General features: G+C 34.6%; 16 protein-coding genes. 10 read left to right on the forward strand and 6 right to left on the reverse strand.

Annotation, left to right across the window (positions count from 1 at the left end; translation table 11 throughout):
* Positions 1 to 118 precede the first annotated feature (118 nt).
* Both ACEN2K_RS04045 and ACEN2K_RS04050 read left to right on the forward strand, forming a co-directional pair.
* On the forward strand, positions 119 to 1,366 hold the full coding sequence (locus tag ACEN2K_RS04045; RefSeq protein ID WP_441758038.1) for a site-specific integrase: 1,248 nt from the start codon (positions 119 to 121) through the stop codon (positions 1,364 to 1,366).
* 288 nt (positions 1,367 to 1,654) lie between these two features.
* The gene (locus ACEN2K_RS04050) at positions 1,655 to 1,852 is read left to right on the forward strand and encodes a hypothetical protein (RefSeq protein ID WP_441758039.1); all 198 of its coding nucleotides are present in this window, start codon (positions 1,655 to 1,657) and stop codon (positions 1,850 to 1,852) included.
* Between the two features lie 83 nt (positions 1,853 to 1,935).
* Here ACEN2K_RS04050 and ACEN2K_RS04055 read toward each other — a convergent pair whose 3' ends face one another.
* The 3 genes from ACEN2K_RS04055 to ACEN2K_RS04065 all read right to left on the reverse strand — a co-directional run bounded on the left by ACEN2K_RS04055 (position 1,936) and on the right by ACEN2K_RS04065 (position 3,835).
* Entirely contained in the window at positions 1,936 to 2,673 is a 738-nt protein-coding gene (locus tag ACEN2K_RS04055; protein ID WP_441758040.1) for a hypothetical protein, read from the reverse strand.
* A gap of 204 nt (positions 2,674 to 2,877) precedes the next feature.
* The gene (locus ACEN2K_RS04060; protein WP_441758041.1) at positions 2,878 to 3,159 is read right to left on the reverse strand and encodes a hypothetical protein; all 282 of its coding nucleotides are present in this window, start codon (positions 3,157 to 3,159) and stop codon (positions 2,878 to 2,880) included.
* 277 nt (positions 3,160 to 3,436) lie between these two features.
* A complete protein-coding gene (locus ACEN2K_RS04065; protein ID WP_441758042.1) occupies positions 3,437 to 3,835 on the reverse strand; it encodes a hypothetical protein in 399 nt (132 codons plus the stop codon).
* 634 nt (positions 3,836 to 4,469) lie between these two features.
* On the opposite strand from ACEN2K_RS04065, the gene ACEN2K_RS04070 reads away from it, so the two are divergent.
* The 3 genes from ACEN2K_RS04070 (at position 4,470) to ACEN2K_RS04080 (ending at position 7,327) form a co-directional block, all read left to right on the forward strand.
* Positions 4,470 to 5,375 carry a helix-turn-helix domain-containing protein gene (locus tag ACEN2K_RS04070; protein WP_441758043.1) on the forward strand — a complete coding sequence of 302 codons (906 nt, stop codon included), beginning with the start codon at positions 4,470 to 4,472 and terminating at the stop codon, positions 5,373 to 5,375.
* A 101-nt stretch (positions 5,376 to 5,476) separates the two neighbouring features.
* On the forward strand, positions 5,477 to 6,973 hold the full coding sequence (locus tag ACEN2K_RS04075) for a MauE/DoxX family redox-associated membrane protein (RefSeq protein WP_441758044.1): 1,497 nt from the start codon (positions 5,477 to 5,479) through the stop codon (positions 6,971 to 6,973).
* 90 nt (positions 6,974 to 7,063) lie between these two features.
* Positions 7,064 to 7,327: a DUF6520 family protein gene (locus tag ACEN2K_RS04080; protein ID WP_132109417.1), complete on the forward strand. Its 264-nt coding sequence runs from the start codon at positions 7,064 to 7,066 to the stop codon at positions 7,325 to 7,327.
* Between the two features lie 54 nt (positions 7,328 to 7,381).
* On the opposite strand, the gene ACEN2K_RS04085 is transcribed toward ACEN2K_RS04080, so the two are convergent.
* Genes ACEN2K_RS04085 through ACEN2K_RS04095 form a run of 3 tightly spaced genes read right to left on the reverse strand, consistent with a single transcriptional unit; the run spans position 7,382 to position 14,501 of the window.
* Positions 7,382 to 10,051: an alpha/beta hydrolase family protein gene (locus ACEN2K_RS04085; RefSeq protein ID WP_441758045.1), complete on the reverse strand. Its 2,670-nt coding sequence runs from the start codon at positions 10,049 to 10,051 to the stop codon at positions 7,382 to 7,384.
* A 1-nt stretch (position 10,052) separates the two neighbouring features.
* Entirely contained in the window at positions 10,053 to 11,447 is a 1,395-nt protein-coding gene (locus ACEN2K_RS04090; protein WP_441758046.1) for a RagB/SusD family nutrient uptake outer membrane protein, read from the reverse strand.
* Between the two features lie 18 nt (positions 11,448 to 11,465).
* Positions 11,466 to 14,501, reverse strand: coding sequence for a SusC/RagA family TonB-linked outer membrane protein (locus ACEN2K_RS04095; protein WP_441758047.1), 3,036 nt, complete (start codon positions 14,499 to 14,501; stop codon positions 11,466 to 11,468).
* 747 nt (positions 14,502 to 15,248) lie between these two features.
* Between ACEN2K_RS04095 and ACEN2K_RS04100 the strand changes: the two genes are divergently transcribed.
* The 5 genes from ACEN2K_RS04100 to ACEN2K_RS04120 all read left to right on the forward strand — a co-directional run bounded on the left by ACEN2K_RS04100 (position 15,249) and on the right by ACEN2K_RS04120 (position 19,545).
* Positions 15,249 to 15,422, forward strand: a complete 174-nt coding sequence (locus ACEN2K_RS04100) for a hypothetical protein (RefSeq protein ID WP_441758048.1) — start codon at positions 15,249 to 15,251, stop codon at positions 15,420 to 15,422.
* A gap of 113 nt (positions 15,423 to 15,535) precedes the next feature.
* Positions 15,536 to 15,775, forward strand: a complete 240-nt coding sequence (locus ACEN2K_RS04105; RefSeq protein WP_441758049.1) for a helix-turn-helix domain-containing protein — start codon at positions 15,536 to 15,538, stop codon at positions 15,773 to 15,775.
* A gap of 769 nt (positions 15,776 to 16,544) precedes the next feature.
* The gene (locus ACEN2K_RS04110; RefSeq protein WP_441758050.1) at positions 16,545 to 17,600 is read left to right on the forward strand and encodes a nucleotidyltransferase domain-containing protein; all 1,056 of its coding nucleotides are present in this window, start codon (positions 16,545 to 16,547) and stop codon (positions 17,598 to 17,600) included.
* Complete coding sequence (gene cap12 / locus ACEN2K_RS04115) at positions 17,597 to 18,547, forward strand: CBASS system CD-NTase-associated NAD(+) hydrolase Cap12 (RefSeq protein WP_441758051.1); 951 nt, start codon at positions 17,597 to 17,599, stop codon at positions 18,545 to 18,547. The genes ACEN2K_RS04110 and cap12 overlap by 4 nt, the downstream gene beginning before the upstream one ends.
* A 221-nt stretch (positions 18,548 to 18,768) precedes the next feature.
* Positions 18,769 to 19,545, forward strand: coding sequence for a hypothetical protein (locus tag ACEN2K_RS04120; protein WP_441758052.1), 777 nt, complete (start codon positions 18,769 to 18,771; stop codon positions 19,543 to 19,545).
* The last annotated feature ends 88 nt before the right edge of the window (positions 19,546 to 19,633 follow it).

The raw sequence follows: 19,633 nt of genomic DNA on the forward strand, positions 1-19,633 counted from the left end.
AACTTAAACCTTTCAAACAACCAGTTCAATCTATGTTCCTTGACGGGTTCATCATTTGGACATCTTGTTTGATATTCTTTAGAAATCTAAATTGAATACTAATTAAAAGGTTACCACTATGAAAACTAAAATCACATTGCACTTCTATGCGAAGAGCACAAAAGCTAATGCTGCAGGTCTACTTCCTATTTATGTAAGATTAACTGTCGATGGAAATCGAATGGAGTTCAGTACCAAAAAATTCATAGATTCTGCTAAATGGTCACCTGAGATGTCAAAAATGAAAGGCAACACAGAGAATGCTCGTTCATTAAATGAATACCTTGATTTAATGAAATCAAAAATATTCGACATCCAAATGGAATTAATTCACCGGAATGAACCTCTCACAATTGAAGTTTTCAAAAATAGACTTCTCGGCATCCATGAACGTGAACGTATGCTCATCCCTATTTTCGAAGAGCACAATCGAAAAGTAGAAGAGCTAATAGGGCTCGAATATGCACCTGGAACACTAGAGCGATACAAAACCTCGCTTAAACACACCAAAGAATTCCTGCAATGGAAATACAGAATATCAGATATAGAAATTAATAAAATAGACCATTCTTTCGTAACAGAGTATGAATTCTATTTGAGAAGTGTTCGTAAATGCGCCAACAACACGGCGGTCAAATACATTAAGAACTTCAAAAAGATAATCAAGATCTGTATTTCAAATGGATGGTTAGATAAAGATCCATTTGCAAATTATAAATCAAAAATTCGCGAAGTCGAAAGAGATTATTTAACCCAGGAAGAAGTTCAGGATATCTATTCTAAAGTATTTGTAACCGAAAGATTAAATCTGGTAAAAGATATTTTCGTTTTCAGTTGTTTCACTGGCCTTGCTTATATAGATGTCAAAAACTTAACGGCATCAAACATCAGTATGGGTATTGATGGCGGTAAATGGATATTCACCCATCGACAAAAAACAGAAACAGCTTCAAGAATCCCCCTCCTCCCTATTCCGGAAGAATTAATTCTGAAATATGCCAATCACCCACAATGCATAAATGAAGATAAACTGTTACCAGTTTTAAGCAACCAAAAAATGAATAGTTATCTAAAGGAAATAGCCGATGTTTGCGGCATTAAAAAAGATTTAACTTTCCACATTGCCAGACACACTTTTGCAACCACTGTAACGCTTACAAATGGTGTTCCTATAGAAAGCGTCAGCAAAATGTTGGGGCATAAAAATATCAGAACCACACAACACTATGCTAAGATATTAGATAAAAAAGTGAGTGAGGACATGATGGTTTTACGAAACAAAATGTCAAACTGCAACAATGTAGAAATTATAAAAAAAACTAATTAGAATTTTTTACTAATCTAACTTTAGCCCTAATAAGTTTAGAATATATAGTTCAATTTAGGTAATTAAAGACAATTTTAAATTAATAGCTAATAAATGCAAACTCCGTAAATAGCTAGAATTCAAACATAAGTGGTAATTAAGCGGCTTCTTTTTGCAATTTACAGTACATTTATAATAGTTTAGTAGTTTTATAAAAGTAGAATATCATAAACTTTTATTATTTATTAAATAAAAATAATTCAAATGCCTAAAAAAACTCAATTTCAAATATTTTTTTGCTTGATAGTCATGGCAGTGATATCAATTATGTATTATTACAATCACAAAGAGACTTTGGCCTTGAAAAAAGAACTTTTAAAAATAGACCGAGAACTTTATTTGATAGAAGTCACTTTCGAAAGAAGACAAAAAGAATACAAGGAACAAAGTAAGCTACGCCACGCAAAAATCGAACGTATAATAAAAGAGCTCAAATCAGAGAAATAAAACTTATTAGCGATTTATTTCAAAGCGTATTGCATTGTTTGTACCGCGTACGCAACAAAACTCCAACTCCTATTAGATTGTATCTAATTCAGATTTATCATCTTCCCTAATAATTCTACTGGAGGCATGCAAATAGTAGTTGTAAATCTTATTCCTTCATCATTGTTTTTATGATGTAAGATTGTTGGGAATTTTTCCCATATATTTTCAACTAACAAAATCACCAAGTCTGTATTAAAACTTGAATTTATTTCAAATACTTGTTCTTTATCTTCTTTAGTAAACACTCCTAAAATTACATCGGCTCCAATATATTTTAACTGTTTCAAATGTTCATTTTCTAGAATGAATTTAGGATTTAATCTTTCACATTTACTAACAAATATTATACTGAAAGAGTTTAGTGAAGTTACATCATAAAGAATATCTTGTTTTGGGTCAAAAGTTACATTTTCCTTAAATCTCTTTTTTAAAAATCTAGCTTCAGAAACATTAATACTTTCAACAAAAAAAGGAAGGTAATTAGCTCTGTCTAAATTGAAAACATTTAAGCCAGGATTTAACGTATTGAAATAAATCTTTTTTTTTTTATCGTCTCTTGCTTTCGAGTGAATATTCCCATCAGTATGAAATGAAATATGATCAGGAAGATAACCATCTTCAATTATTCCTGTATCAATAATTTCCACTTCACTTTGAACATTACTCCCATAAGGATAATGGAAAAACAACTCAACTTTTTTATGACTTGCTCTAATGCTACCGCCATACAAAACTTGTTCTTTAATCTTGAAAAAAAATCTATATTCTGTGTTTTTCATAAGATAATTACTAACGTCAGTGGGTCCGATGGAAATCGCACTAAAAAAACCCAAACTAACTTTGTTTTGTTAAATAGAAAGTAAATATATGTGATTTAAACTATAATTATTTTTCTTTTCAAACTACCTCCGCTTGCGTTCAACACAGGTTTCATTAGTAGTGCCACTCATTTAACTCTAACTATTAGCTGCGGTTTTTAAAAATCATCCACGAATATCGAATAGACTCAATCCGTAATCATATTTTTCGTTGTGAATTGTTGGATAGACGGAGTTATTTCTTATTTCAAATACTGGAAGTCCAAAACTGTCTATCGCATTGTGTATAGTTGGATACAATTGACTATCTCTAATTTCGTAAACTGGTAATCCGAAATCATGAACCTCGTTGTGAATTGTTGGATATATTCTTTGTTCTCTAATTTCTAAAACTGGAAGTCCATAGTCATCTATTGAGTTATGAATTGTTGGATAAAATCTTGACATATGTTTTTTTTATTTAATTTTAAACCTTTTAATCGAATTTGAAACTTGTAAATTTTACTTCATCGATAACGAACTTGCTGTGCAAAAATCGCAGCTAAAATCAGTATGTCTAATAACCTGCAAACTACGTTGTTTTTTGCTATTCAGAAAGTAAATATACGGGATTTAGCATATAATTATTTTTCTTTTTTAACTATCTCCGTTTCATAAAATATAGGTTTCATTGCTCGTGCTGCACAAGCAAAGAAAATTTATCTATTATTTTTCGTTTTTGAGATTAAAATCCGTATTGCCTTAACAGATCTGCCTGAAATGTCATTCCTCGATTATATAATTCCTGAACCAAAACAGCCATAGGAGGTGAGTTTCTTAAGAATGATCCAGGTCCTGTATACATTCCGCCTCCAGGTCCTGTATACATTCCACCACCTGGTCCTGTATACATTCCACCACCCGGACCTGTATACAATCCTCCTCCGGGACCTGTATACAGTCCTCCCCCAGGACCTGTGTATAAACCTCCTCCTGGTCCAGTATACATTCCCCCTCCAGGACCCGTATACATTCCACCACCTGGCCCTGTATAAGCTCCTCCTCCAGGTCCTGTGTACATTCCTCCTCCTGGACCTGTGTATAAACCTCCTCTTGGTCCAGTATATCTATCTCTTGGCCACATAATTATATGATTTTAGTAAAGTTAATAATAAAGATTTTAAATAGTTTTTTAATTATTTGTCATTTTAATTAAATTACAAATAACTAATAAACAAGATCAATACGCCATCTAATTTGTAAGTTTCACCACGATTTGCATTATCTTTCTTAATTCGTAAATAAAAGCTTAATAAGTTGCATCCACAATACCCACATTTAGTGATATTTGACACAAATGAAAAATACCATAGAAAACTTTCTTCAGATAAATTAATAGGTAAAAGACACCTCACATTCTTCCCCTACTCCTACTTGTATCATTTTTATTTTAATCCCTCCTAAACTCAAAAACCTTCCCTCTCAGCTAAACACCTAAAAATCAAACCACAATAAATCCAATTATTCCATACCTCAACTATAGAACTCATCAAGAATTACACTTTGATTATGAAATTTAAAATCATTTCACCATTCACTTCTCACTATTCCCTGTTATCCTGAGCTTGTCGAAGGACACAACTCACTTTTTTCTAAAAAACACCTATTCAATTCCCGAATTGAACACTATACTTTTAGCTTCAAATAATTTATTTTGATAGGTTTGCAAAGGTCATTCCTTTTCTTCCACCAGCAAATCACTTCAAAAATATATAAATATGTCAGACCAATTTAATCAGGTCCGGATTAAACGTATTTACCAAATGCTGTTTGAAATGGCAACTGGAAATATGACCTTCCGCATCCAGGATAATAGTAATGATGAATTAAAAAACAGTGCTGTCGCATTAAATAAAATTGCAGAAGATCTCCAAAAAATAAGTCTGGCATCAGGATATATCAGTACTTACTATCCATACCAAAATCTAATTCAATTAACATTTGTATTGGATAATGATTTTGTTTTGTTGAGTTTTAATAATGAGGTGCCACACACTCTTAAATATAAACCGGATACAATTATCAATACCGACTTTGGAAAATTGATCGCTCAGCAATCGAAAGATATTTGGAACGGTATTCTTGATGAATTAGATAAAAACTCCAATTACAACACTACTTTGCAATTAATTTTAATTACTGGTGACAATCACCTACTGCCGTCATTTTGCACAGTATCACGATTACTATATAGCGATGAAATAATTGTAAGTTCAGTATCAACCATACTTGAAGAGATGCGTGACATTAATGACCGTCTCTCTGGTTCAAAAATTCGCAAACACAATGAAGTTACTGCGGTGCAAAATCTGCATGATTATATTTTAAGTCATCTGGATGAACCATTACCCACTTTACATTCCTTGGCTCAAATGTTTGCTATTGAAGAACACATATTAAAAAATGGTTTTAGAACTTTTTTCAAAACAAGTGTCTATAACTTTTATCAAGAGGAACGCTTGAAAAGAGCAAATCTAATGATCCGGCAAACAGCTGTTTCTTTAAAAGAAATTGCATATCTGAACGGCTTTAAGGGCTATCTTAACTTCTATAAGGCCTTCAAAAAAAGATTTGGCTACAAACCAAGTGATCTATCAAGACCCGAAGAAGATCTTCTACCCTAATACTTTTGCACTGTTTTATTTTTTGAATAACGAAATGCCTGATTTGCATAATGTTATATGTTTTTTATTTACAATTTTACAGTACTAAAAAAAACAGTAAAATGAAAGTAACTGCTACATTCAAAGAGAAATTCACGATCAGTATTAGTTACTTATTCATACTGCTTTTCGTCTATTCAGCAGTCAGTAAACTACTGGATTTTCACAACTTTCAGATACAGCTTGCTCAATCTCCTTTACTTACTGCCTTTGCTACATATATTTCTTATGCAGTACTAACAGTAGAATTTGCAATAGCTATTTTGCTATCAATACCAAAAACCAGAATAATCGGATTGTTTTCGGCATTTGGACTGATGCTACTATTTACAATTTATATCTACATAATACTCAATTACAGCTCATTTGTACCCTGCTCTTGCGGAGGCATCCTTGAAAACATGAACTGGACAGAGCATCTTATCTTCAATATTGCAATGGTAATACTTGCAGCGACAGCTTTGTATCTTTCCAATGATTGGCAGAATAAACCGCGATTTCATATCAGCATACGTCTTGTAGCAATATCGCTACTAAGTGTAGTTTTAATGGCTGGGCTGTTTCTTATTTCTGAAGACATGGTGCAACATCGCAATAACTTTGTGAGAAGGTTTCCTCCCTTTCCTGCCAAGCGAATTACTGTAGAAAACCTGAAATTCAATTCCTTTTACTTTGCTGGCGAAAGCAATGGTAAGCTATTTCTGGGAAATACTTCGGCACCAGCATTGATAACTACATTGGATACAGCACTTCAAGTGATCACAACCCAGCACATCAAGATTACGGATACGTTGTTCAAATTCCATAATATTCAATTACGAGTACTTCCACCCCACTTTTATTTATTCGACGGTACAGTTCCCATAATTTTTAAAGGAAATTTAAGTGATGGAAAAGCCGTTTTACAATCCAGAAAAATCCCCGGTTTCACAAAAGCAGTACTCATTGATTCCGCAACCATCATAATTCGAACGCTCAGCAATACTCGAGAAAATCTTTTAGCAACTGTAAACCTCAACGATGGCCAAATTAAAAAATCGGCTCATGAACTTCTTCAGAAACAAATTGATGGATTATTCGATACTGATGGAACAATGCAGTACAGTCAACAGCAAAGAAAATTTGTTTACTTATACTACTACCGCAATCAATATACGGTTACAGATCAATATCTTAACCTTGTGCATCGCGGAAACACAATTGATACCACTTCTAAAGCTAAAATCAAAATTGCATATGTAAAGGCGAAGAAGCAGAGGGTATTTTCAGCACCTCCATTATTGGTAAACAGAGTTAGCGCAATCCATAATAACCTGTTGTTCGTAAACTCAACAATACCTGGGAGATATGATGAAATAAAAATGTGGAAAAATGCAAATGTTATCGATGTATACGACATTCTAACGAAATCCTATTTAATGAGCTTTTACATCTACAAAATTGACGGTGAAAAAATTGATGATTTTATAGTAACCAATACCCATTTTTTTGCAATAATAGGGTCCAACATTGTTTCTTACAAACTAGCTGCAGCATTGAAAAATAAATACAATAATTAAATGAAAGACATACCGGCCAGTATCAGGGGTCAGATCGAAAACCTGTAAAAAAGAGTAGATCACATTAGTTAATTTTTAAATTTTAATATTATGAAATCTTTAGCAATTAAAATGATGTTTCCCGTTGTCGCCTTTGTGTTGGCATCGGCAGGTGCGGTAAGCACCAGTGATTCGACAACTAAATCTGAAATCGCGAGCGTGCAAGGGTTTAAACGTACGGCGCCATTCAATTGTCAGCCACAAAAAATCTGTAATAACATCGGAACTGTGCTTTGTGTTGACGGAACAGATCAAATGTATGCGAAACCTTCGCCAACATCGGACTGTACAGAGATATTGACCCACAAACCTTAAAAAATATTTAAGGTAAAATTAATGCAGGTCATAATTTCTTATGACCTGCATTTCTTATTGTACTCCTTCAGCAATCCATTTTTTGGGCGATTCTCCTTTTAAATAATAGCCAAACCAATCTTCAATTCGATGAGCAAAGTCTTGTTGATTTTCCTTTTTTACCAATGCATGACCGTCTCCGGGATACACTAGCAAGATGGCACTCTTTTTCAGTCGTTGCATCGCAAGATAAAAAGCAACACTTTGATAATAATGAATCTGTCTATCTTCTTCTCCTGTCCAAATGAGCACAGGCGTTTTAATTTTATTGACATAAGTAAGCGGCGAATTACACGCATAGCCTTCCCTATCCTCAAACAGCGATTTTCCCATGCGCCACTGCTGGCTCTCAAATCGCCACATCTCAGGTCTGCCAGCAGTCCAACCGATAGAAAGATACCATCCAGCAAGATCAAAAACAGAAGCCCCTGATATAGCACTTGCAAACAAATTGGTCTGCCCCAGTATAAAATTGGTTTCATATCCTCCAAAAGAGTGTCCAATTAATCCAATTTTAGAACTGTCGACTACGTCTTTACTTACAACCGCTTTGGTGGCAGCAATGACACAATCTGCAGCTGATACCCCTGGATTTCCCAACTCATATTCAATATCAGGGAGCAGCACAAAATAACCTTGAGCAGTTAGGTTAGAGGTATTAAATCCTGCCATATTATGGAGCGATGGATTGATGTAATAATGAAGTAAATAGGATTGCGTTTGGTATATGTGTACAATCATTGGATACTTCTTTTCTGGATTATAAGCTGCAGGATAATACAAGATCCCAGTTAAAAGTGTGTTTTTTGAATCCCGATAATAGATCTTTTCCTGCTTTGCCCACGCATATTTATAATGCTGTAAATTACTCTGATAGAGTTTTTTACTCGTCCCTTCCTTGCCCATGCTTATGCTTAATTCTGGCGGACTATTATATTTCTGTGATTCATAAACATACGCATTCGCTTTGCTGGCTTTTAGTATTTTTGTAGTAAGAAAATCACCAAAAACAATCGGTTCTACGTTCTTTTTTGGACCAAGAATAAAGTAACCACTTTCATTATTCCTTTTTGCACTTAACATTATTTTATTTTTAGTATTGATCGCTGCATCAATATGTCCAGTAAAATAGGGTACAAAAAATTCGCTATCAACTGGCGGAGCTATCCGAAATGTAATTCCCGACTCCTTCCCCCTAGTAAGTCGAACAGCTTTATTTTCTTTAAAATCTATTTGCCAAATATCAAACCGGTCATAAAGTAGAATACATTCGTCATGAATACCCCAGCCTACAATCCGGTAGTTAATTTGCCAAATTTTATCTTCCCAATCCGCTAATTGTAATCCGTGCCTTCCTGTAATATTAGAATGGGTACGAGTCAAAAAATTATACACCCACCAGTCGTTATCTTTAAAATAAGCAAAGTATTTTCCGCTGGGTGACAAACTTGATGCCTCTAGTTCTGTAGACTGGTTTTCTAAAAGCAAATTTTTCCGTCCCGTTTCTAAATCAGTAACATAATAGTTTACATTGCGATCCAGTTTGTATTGCGGTCCTAAATCTTTCGTATTATAAGTAATAGCAAAATCTTCACTAGCATTCAGAAAACCAAAGGGTTTGCTTTCATCGGTAATTAGCATAAAACGATCGCGCTCCGGCCACCATGCTGAGATTCTGGTATTAAATTCGACATCCTCCACAGTCTGCCTTTCAGGATAAACTACCGCATCATTGCCATTCCACAACTGCACACCATCAAACTTTTCTGCAATAGTAATTTCCTTCCTAATAGTAAAAAACACCCTTTTACCATCGGGAGAAAGCGTTAAACCACTCGCGAATCCGCTTTCCACATAAAAACCCTCTGGAATTTTATTGGGCTCCATTTCAAATAATGTAGTATTTTTTACAGAAAAACAGAAAACAGCCGGACGATTAATTCCACTGATACTATCTTTATTTTCTCTAAGAAAAGCAACAGATTGACCATCAGCATTCCATATCAGTTGCGAAAATTTCCCACTACCACTTTCAGCTACTACTGATTTCCCAATAGTTGACCCAAAGGTTACCTTCAGTACTTGGTAAACGCCACCGTTTTCAATGGTACAGACCAGTGCATCTTTGGTACTAGTCATGCGGAATTGATCAATCCCAGCGATGCTTTGCAGTAGCTCTCCTCCACTATTCCTGAGTTGTAATACCCGCTGCTTCGCTTTTCTTTCCACACAAATCAAATAGTCTCCATTTCCCGAAAAGGAATACGATTCCACTTCTTCAATTACACTGATTTTTCCCTTTTCCAAATCAAGAAGAGATAGTCTTCCATCAATATCAAGGCAGACAAATTGGCGATCCCCGCTAAATGCGCCCGCATTCGATTTTGCAAAAGTATACACCTTTTTTCCATCACTTCGCTTCACAAAAAGCGTATCAGGGCTTTCGTCATAGCGCATTGCATAGCTTACCCAGTTCCCTTTATCAGATATTTTGTCAGTATAAAGCGTTCCCCACAAATGATAATCGCTTTCTGTAACTGCTTTTTTTGGTAGTACCTGCCCGTAATTAGGGCAAGCAACTAACAAAAAAATTAAAAAATTAACCCATCGGCAAATAGTGCCACAAAGTGTCGTATTGGTCTTTCTATCGATTAATCGTAGAGTAGCGTTGTTATAATTGATCATATTAATATCCAGAATTTTGAGGTTTTAGAAATGGATTTACTAGTAATTCAGACTGTGGCAAAGGCCATAATTGGTCGGTTGCATTCCATCCAGGTTTCGTACCCAAGACAGCATCCAGCTTCCCAAAACGCTTCAGATCAAAAAAACGATGCCCATACTCGGTAAATAATTCAACCTTGCGTTCTTGTAATACGGCTTCAAGCAAGGTTGTTTGAGTAGTAGCATCCGTATCCGGTAGACCTGCCGTATGTCTTATTTTGTTTAAATCTTCTTTGGCACCTATCATGTCTCCTTGCCTAGCACGTGCTTCTGACCGAATCAGGTACTGCTCTGCTAGTCTGAAAATAATGGAGTATTCTAATGAGGAACCGCTAGCAATGTCTTGCTTGTATTTATAAGGATGATACCAAAGGCCACCTCCTTCGGTAACCGTCTTTATCCAATGACTCTTTCTCAAATCGTTGGTCTCAAATTGGGATACAAAATTATCTGACAAGGCAACCATCTCTGGCGGACCGGAAAAGAAAATAAAGGTGCTGCCTTCATCTGTATTCGCACCTTCACTTCCAGAAGCAATTTGCCATATAGTGCTAGTACTTTCTTTTAGAAATACGGAGTCAAGATTATCATCCCATATATAAAGCGAAGTATCATTCAATACTGCTGAGGCCATATTCGCTGCTTCTGCAAAATCACCATGGTACAAGTACACGCGTGCAAGCAATGCCTGAGCTGTCGCCTTATTGGGGCGAGTTCGGTCTGCTTTACTATAGTCTGAAGGTAGTAAGGTAATAGCAGTTTCAAGATCGGCAATGATGTTTTTATAAACGACTTCGGTCGCCATTCTCGGCACTGTACTGTTGTAAACATAATCGGTTGTACTTACATAAGGCACATCCCCAAAAAGATTTACGAGGTAAAAGTACGTAATGGCTCTTGCAAAAAGGGCCTCACCCTGTAATTGATTTTTATCACTTGGCGCTAATGAAGCCGAATTACCGACTCCTTCAAAAATAGCATTGGCAGCATAAATCTGATTATAGGAACTGTTCCATAATAGGGAAACAAAAGCATCTGAAGCTAGTAAAGAATTATTATAAAAATCGGCTGTCGTGTAAGCACCATTTTCATAAGAAACTAGTTCATCAGCATACGTACCCAACAGGCAAGAAATCCCAAAAGACTTTCCGGTTAACAGTCCGTTCTCTCTCATTTGTGCATAAACATCAACCATAGCTGCATTGGCCGTGGTCGCGTTCTCAAAAACCGCGTCCGTGGTCAACTGCGAATTAGGTCGGTCGACTGCAACAAAATCATCACAGCTTACAATGAAAAGAAAACTAGACAGAGCCAGTAGTTTTATAGAATAGTTCCGAATTCTTATTTGATTTTTCATGTGTTTGGATTTTAAATATTAAAAAGTAAGTTGCACTCCAGCTGAAATAACACGTAAAGGAGGTAAAGTACCGCCTTGGGTAAACTCAGGATCTCCACCTTTGTAAGAAGTGATAGTTAGGAAATTTTGTGCCTGTAGTGACAAACGACACCCCAACTGTGGCAACAATTCACGTGGAAAATCGTAAGAGAGCGAAATGTTTTTAAGCCGTATAAAAGAGGCATCACTTACAGCACCGTCACTCAAACCAAAATATTCACTAGCCTGCATAACTTGTTGGTCAGTGCCAGTAGTATACCTCTGATATGGAGCCAAATCCCCAGCCTGATGCCAGCTGTTGACATAAGCTGATGGTTGATTACTCAATAATCCAGCAAAGCGCTGCGTATTGGCAAAATTGAAATTCTCTTGTTTAACAAACTGGAATAGAAAATCCAATTGTAAGCTTTTTAAAACAAATAGGTTTTGCAGTCCACCATAGTATTTTGGGTTAAAATCCCTAACTGTTTCACGGTCATTTTCATACGATATAGCACCATCGCCATTCACATCTTTAAATTGATACAGTCCAGTTTGTGGATCGACTCCAGTAAAATGAAATAGTTTTCTTATTGTCGTAGGTTGTCCTATTACATAATCGCTTCTGTAGCCAGAAGATTCTAAATCAGGAAAAGAAACCAATCTATTGGTCGCGCTGGTTATATTAAAATTAGTCGTCCACGAAAAATTATTAGTTTTAATCGGTACTAAGCGCAGCGTAGCTTCAAAACCAGTATTTTCAACAGTCGCGTCTAAATTGGCTTGGATGCTACTAAAACCTGTGGTTCCTGCTAAAGGTAAACCAACCAGCTGGTTGGAGGAACGATTTTGATACCAAGCGGTTGTCAAAAAAATACGATCATTAAAAAATCCAAGCTCTAGCGCAGCTTCAAATTTTTTATTAGTTTCCCAACCAAAATCAGCATTATAAAGTCGCGCAGGCTGCAAACCATTGGTACCTCCATATTGATATCCAGAGGAACTGTAGGTGTTTAGAAATTGGTAATCCCCTATTTGATCATTTCCGGTAGTACCATAACTAGATCGTAGTTTTCCAAAACTGAGCCATGAACTATTTTCAGCTAGCAGTGGCTCTTTAAAAAACAACCAAGCCCCGCCTATGGCTCCAAAAGTAGCAAACTGCTTTCCTGGTCCAAAACGGCTAGAACCATCCCTCCTACCAGTGAAATTTACAATATACTTGTCGACAAAGGTGTAATTAGCTCGTCCAAAAAAAGCTTGGTATTTATAAAGTATAGCATTATTATTCAAAATCAGTGTCACCGATGCCGACGCCAAGTCAGCTAGCAAGCTATTACTTGTAAATCCACTGGCGAGGCTAAGTAGCTTTTTGCTATCTTGGTTTTGATAGCTGGCTCCTACCAATACATCAATTTTTGATTTCCCAAAATCCCCCCTCCAGTTCAATTGCGGCTCAATAATCCAAGACCGCCTGCTCAAGGTATTGCTATAAATGGAGGAATACTGACTGCCTAAATTATAAGCAGGATTATACACAGTAGAGGGTATAGAACGATTGTCCTCATTATGAAGATCAGTAAAACCCAAGCTTGTTTTAAATTCTAAATTTTTAGCTACTCGATACGAAAGCAAACTATTCACTATAAGGTCAGTGGTTTGAGCGATATTTTTGCTTTCTAAATTGGCCAATGGGTTTTCCCAAGTACTGTTCTCCCAGTTCAGCTTGTTCTCCGCATCATAAAGTGCGGGAGCATTCGGTGCAAGTTGCCTCGATAAGGTTACAAAGTCAATCCATGGTAAGTCGTTGTGCTGCGCGGTATAGCTTCCCGAAAAAGTAAAGCGAAACTTTTTGTCCTCGGAAGCATGGTCAAAACTAAGTCGAGCACCTCCTCTTTTATATAAAAAATCTCCGGGGAATACGCTGCTTTCCGTTCGATAATTTCCACTTAGTAGGTATTTAGTTTGTTCTGAACCACCACTAACCGAGGCCTGCAATCCCGTGACTTCCGATGTCCCTCCTATCAGTTTTTTTTGCCAGTCTGTATATCGGCTCGGATCCCAAGTACCGTTCACATCATAGGCGTTTGCGGGATAGCTAACAAAACCGTCATTGCCAAAAGCTTCCTGTCGCATCGCTAAATACTGCGAGGTATTCATTATTGGCATCATCTTGCTGACCGTTCCACTACTATGATTGCTGTTAATCGTAAAGGTGGTCTTACCCGCTTTACCTTTTTTAGTGGTAATCAGCACTACGCCATTGGCACCACGAGAACCATAAATAGCTGTGGCATCAGCATCCTTTAATATCTCAAGACTTTCAATATCGCCAGGATTAATACTTGCTAAGGGGTTTCCATCCCCAGGAATAGATGTCGAAGTTTGGCGATCGCTAATAGGATCAGACGAATAGGGCACGCCATCAATAATAAAGAGTGGCGCATTCGCTCCCTCACGAAGACTGTTTAACCCACGAATGTTGATACTGAATCCACCACCTGCAATCCCACTTTCCTGTACAATATTCACCCCTGCCATTCTCCCTTGCATTGCTGCAAGTACATTTGTTACCGGTTGCGCTTCAATGTCCTTAGCTGTAATACGGGCAATACTTCCGGTGCGCTCACTTTCTTTAACGCTATAATAACCCGCATTAATTCGTACTTCCTGCAATTGAGTCGCATCATCTTGTAATTGTACGTTTATTGTTTTTCGCCCATTTATTGGCTCAGTAACCGTTTTAAACCCCATAAAACTAAAGACTAGAATGTCATCAGCCGATGCTGTTAGCGTGTATTGCCCGTTAAAGTCAGATATAGTTGCAGTAGTAGCTTTCCCTTTTATCGAAACGGCCACTCCAGCAAGAGGATTGATACCATCAGTTACAGTACCGCTTATTTGATTTTGTTGTTGTAAGTAATGCATGGGCCTCAGTACTTTGTTAGCTGAAGCTGGGGTGTAGCTTAAGGAGAACCCGAAAATAATCAGGTACCAAAAAGCCGAACCACCCTTGTAAAATGATTTATTTTTCATAATATTGGTATAGTTAATTGAAACGTTAGTTTTGTTAGCGATGGTCCTCTGCGTAGTTGTCCAGACAGTCAGAGGGCCTTTTTTTGTTTGTTCTTAATTCATAGGCATCATTTTAATTTGATTAGTTCTTTTTTCTTTTTTCTTTTTTCTTTTTTCTGCAAGCAAATTGCTGTCTTTCCGGGATTCAAATGTCCTTAGCTTCCGCAGTCGAGTGTCAAATGTTTGAAGAATACGTAAAAAGAAAAGCTGTTTGAGCGGAGCGAGTTCTTTTCTTTTAGTATTTGAAAACTAATTTGACCGACGAGGGAGCAAAGACTTGATTTTTTTGTTTCTTTTTTGATCAAGCAAAAAAGAAAGTTTCAACCATAAACCCAAAGGCATATCAGTATTATTAATGCCACTATTAATGCAGCTTGAATTTGTCTGTAGTATTTCATCGTATCAATTTATGGGGGTTATAAAATGGGTTTTGGTTTTTAGGTTATGAGTTATCTTAAATAAGTGGATCTATTTCTTTATTCTATATTCCTTGTGCACATTTAAAATTTATAATTCAACATTTAAAATAAAAAAACAAGCCTGCATCTTTTACTAACAAATTCAAAATAAATTAACTAGGCGATTATTCAATGGACCTTTCGGTGCAGGTGTTTTATAGAGAGTATTGGTTTATTCAATCATAGGCATACAAGTTTTAGCGGTTTAAACTGCTGCGAGACTATAAAAAAAGAAGATAAAGCGCTAAGAATGAAGTGGAGTAAACACCAAAATTGGGAGCATAAAAAATGGCATGGAACTCAGCTTATTGACTTTGAGGTACTGGTATACCCGGCAACAATAAGTGAGCCCACGCCATGGGACGTGAGCATCATACTTATTATCTCGTTGCAAAATTACCAGTTTTCAAAGTCGAGATTCTAAGCGAATGCTTCAAATATTTTATATGAAGAATCGCAAATATATGTATTCAAAAACAAATATAGTAAAAAAACATCATACCATACATATATGTGTGGGATTAATATTCATTTATAATGGAAATTTATCATGTGGAAGAAAAAGAATTAAATAAAGTCCAAATTACCCTTGGGGCTACCATAAGGAGGATTAGAGAAGAAACAACAGATTTTTCTCAATCCAAGCTATCTATTGAAATAGGAATGTCAGAAAATCAGATTAGAAGAATCGAACTAGGGAAAAGTAATCCAACAGTTAATACTCTTGCCAAAATAGCAAAAGCTTTAAAAGTAGATATTAAGGTTCTATTTGAATAATTAAATTTTTAAGTATTAAAAGAATTCAAAAATATTCATCATGGAATGGTATAAAATAGTAATTGGTATTCTAATATGGATATTAGGCGTCTTTATCTATATGAAGTATAAAGACTTTCAAAAGAATAAATATCACAATGATTCATTCAAAAATAAAAAATTATAGATAATTTAATTAGATCCAGATTTCAGGACTATATAGAGATAAAAAGATGCTTTGAGGCATCTTTTTTTATGTTTATTAATGCTCCCATATTGCATATTGAATTTTCCAAAATGCATATTATATAAAAATTTAAACACCTATTTTGACCTTACTTAAAGATTTAAAATATGCAATGGTATGAAATCATAGGGTTTGCTGTGGTATGACTTTTAGGTCTATATCTGAGAGGAAAGTTAAATGAGTCAATAAGGGATTATTTTTGTAAGGATAGTAGCAGAACTACACCAAAGAAATGAAAAATATCCCACATTAGAATTAGCTTACTATTATACTCTTTAATTAAAGTCAAAATATCACTAAATGTGGGTATTGTAACAATAGTTAAAAATGATTTTATTTACGAACTAGAATATATAGCGTGAAATACGGTAAAACTTTAAAAAAGCGTTACTTGTTGATGTTATATACAAGTTAGCAGAAATTTCAAAAAACGCGGGAGAATTCAGTTACGGTTTTCCGTAATAAACAATTAATTTAATATTTTAAATTAGCAAAATATCAATATTAAGAAAATGCGATTACATACCAAAAAACACCAACTTTATGAATAAAAATTACGGTCAACTAGTTGAAAACATTAATAAAAGATCTAATCCTGAAAATTTAATCCTTGAAAAATACTTCTCCGATGAGTTATCGACTATAAAATATAACGATATTTTACGCTATGTAACATTAGCGATGAACGGAGTTGAACAATCTTATACAGAAATAAGTAAAGAAGCTGGAGAAAGAGTAAAAAATCATTTAAAAGAAACACTTTCTGGTATAGTATATAAATATCAAGGATCTGTAATGACCAATACGCACATAAAAGGTAATAGTGATATTGATTTACTTGTAATTTCTGATAAATTTTACACTTTTGATAAAGCAGGTATTGAGAAAACATTAACTGATTACAATCAAACATATTATCTAAATCAAACTCAAATTCAAAAACTTAAAAATGAATTAGTAGGAGGTGGATATACTACAGCCTTACAAGATTTAAGGGCTAATCGACTAAAATCAGAAAATAAACTTATAGATGTTTATGACATTTGTGATATTGAACATTCAAAAGCAATTAAAATTACCAACAAAAGCCTAAATCGTGATGTTGATATCGTAATCGCCAATTGGTATGATAATGCTAAATCAGTAATTAACAACAAAGATTCAGATTTTCGAGGTATTCAAGTTTATAATAAAGAAACAAATTCAAAAGGAAAAGCAGATCTTCCTTTTCTTAGTATCAAAAAAATAAATGAAAAAAGTTCTTTAACCAATGGAAGATTAAAAAAAATGATACGGTTTTTAAAAAATGTAAAAGCAGATAGTTCAAAAGAGATTGAACTAAGTAGTTTCGATTTTAATGCAATTTGCTATAATATAGACGTAAAATTGTATGAAAATTTAAACAAGTATTTTTTGGTAGCTACTGTCTTTAATCAATTATATGTATTAGCAACAAATGAACAATTAGCCAATAATTTGAAATCTGTGGATGAGCAGGAAGATATTTTTAGAGATAAACCTAAAAAGTACCAATCACTAAAAAATTTAATGGACGAAGTTAGTTCAATTTTAGTAGATATTAAACCACAAATAATATGAGAAAAAAAAGAATTTTTATAGGTTCTTCTACAGAAGAACTTGACTTAGCAAATGCTGCAAAAGCTATTCTGGAATTTGATAAAGAATTTGAAGTTACAATCTGGAATGAGGAAGTATGGGAAAAAGCAGTATTTAAACTTAATAATAATTATCTTAATGATTTAATAAGGGCAACATTACAATTCGATTTTGGTATATTAATTGGAACTCAAGATGATCAAGTTATAGTTAGAGGTAACGAAGAACTACAACCTAGGGATAATATCTTATTTGAATTAGGGCTATTTATCGGTAGATTAGGACTAAATAATTGTGCTTTTTTAATTGACAAAGAAATTAAGGTTCTTTCTGATATTAAAGGAATTTCTTTAGCTCGATTTGAAAGAGATAATTTGGATTCATTTACAAAAGCAATAAGCCAAGTGAAGAATTTATTCAAGAATCAAATGGATTCTGGTATTAACTTCTTTCCTTCATCAACTTTAGCAGCAGTATATTATGAAAATTTTATTAAACCCACGTGCTTACATATTCTTCAAAATAATGGAATAGAAGATGATGATGGGCAAAAATATGAAAATAGTTCAATAAAAGTGATTATACCAGAGCGACTAACTTCTGATGTTAATAGTCAATTTCAAACATTAAAAAAGAGCTTTAAAACAAAAAAACTCACATTTGATTACCTTGGAAGACCACGGAATATAGATATTGAAACTTTAATTAAAGATGGAAAATTATTTGTAATTGATTTTCCTACTGTTTTATCTGGAATTAATTATGCTATTTCAAATTTACTTCCTCACGATTTTAATGTAATGTCTGATGATTATGAATTAATTCTAAATCGTGAATTTGACAGATTTATTTACACATTAAATAAATTAGCATTACGAGATGGATACAATAATTTGATAACAGTACTCAATGAAAAAGATCTGAAATAAAAACTTCTGCTAACCGCCATTCCAATACTTATCAAATTATGAAGATGACTTAAGAAAAGATTCGATTAATGCAGAGGAATTACGTAAATTTTTCGCAAGAAAGATGGACAATCTATTTGATTTTCAACCGGACAAAAATGTTTGGTGGATTAATTAACAAAAACCAGCAACTAAAAACGTTTTGTAACAAGCTTAAAACTGACATTGTAAAATAAAATAATATGGAAAAATGCTTTGTAATTCAACCTTTTGACAATGGGAAATTTGACAAACGATACGTTGATATTTTTGAACCAGCGATTAAAAAGGCTGAATTTGAACCTTATAGAATTGATAACGATTTAAGTGTAAGAATACCAATTGACGATATTGAAAAAGGAATTGCAGAAAGTGCGATTTGTTTTGCAGAGATTACTACTGACAATCCTAACGTATGGTATGAATTAGGGTTTGCTCTTGCTTGTGATAAAGATGTGATTATGGTATGTTCGGACGAAAGAGCAGGTAAATTCCCTTTTGACATTCAACATAGGCATATAATTACTTACAAAACTAGTTCGACAAGTGATTTTAATAATTTAGAAGATACAATAACAAGAAAAATAAAAGCATTTCAACAAAAAACGAAAACTGTAAAACAGCTAAGCGTAACACCTGTTGTTGAAACGGAAGGTCTGAAAGGACACGAAATTGCATTATTAATATTAGTTATGGAAAATCAGCTTTCAAGTGAAGACAGCACCTCCGTTTTTGGTCTAAAACACGAAATGAACAAATCAGGTTATACAGCTATCGCAACAAGTGTTGGAATACGTTCCTTAACAAAAAATGGAATGTTAGAAACCTTTAAAACAATGGATGATTACAATAATAATCAAGAATATATTGCTTGCAAGTTGACAGAAAAAGGTGAAAATTGGATATTGTCAAATCAAGACCAACTTCAATTCAGACTGACAATGAATTCCGCAGACATTGTAGACGATTTGCCCTTTTAAAGTAGAAAAAAGCCAGCCACTAACAGCCATTCGATATAGCTGGAATTTAGTGGAATTACCTTTTCGCATCAAGTTTCGTTAAGCCGAA

This window comes from Flavobacterium sp. W21_SRS_FM3 (genome assembly GCF_052113625.1).
GTDB lineage: Bacteria > Bacteroidota > Bacteroidia > Flavobacteriales > Flavobacteriaceae > Flavobacterium.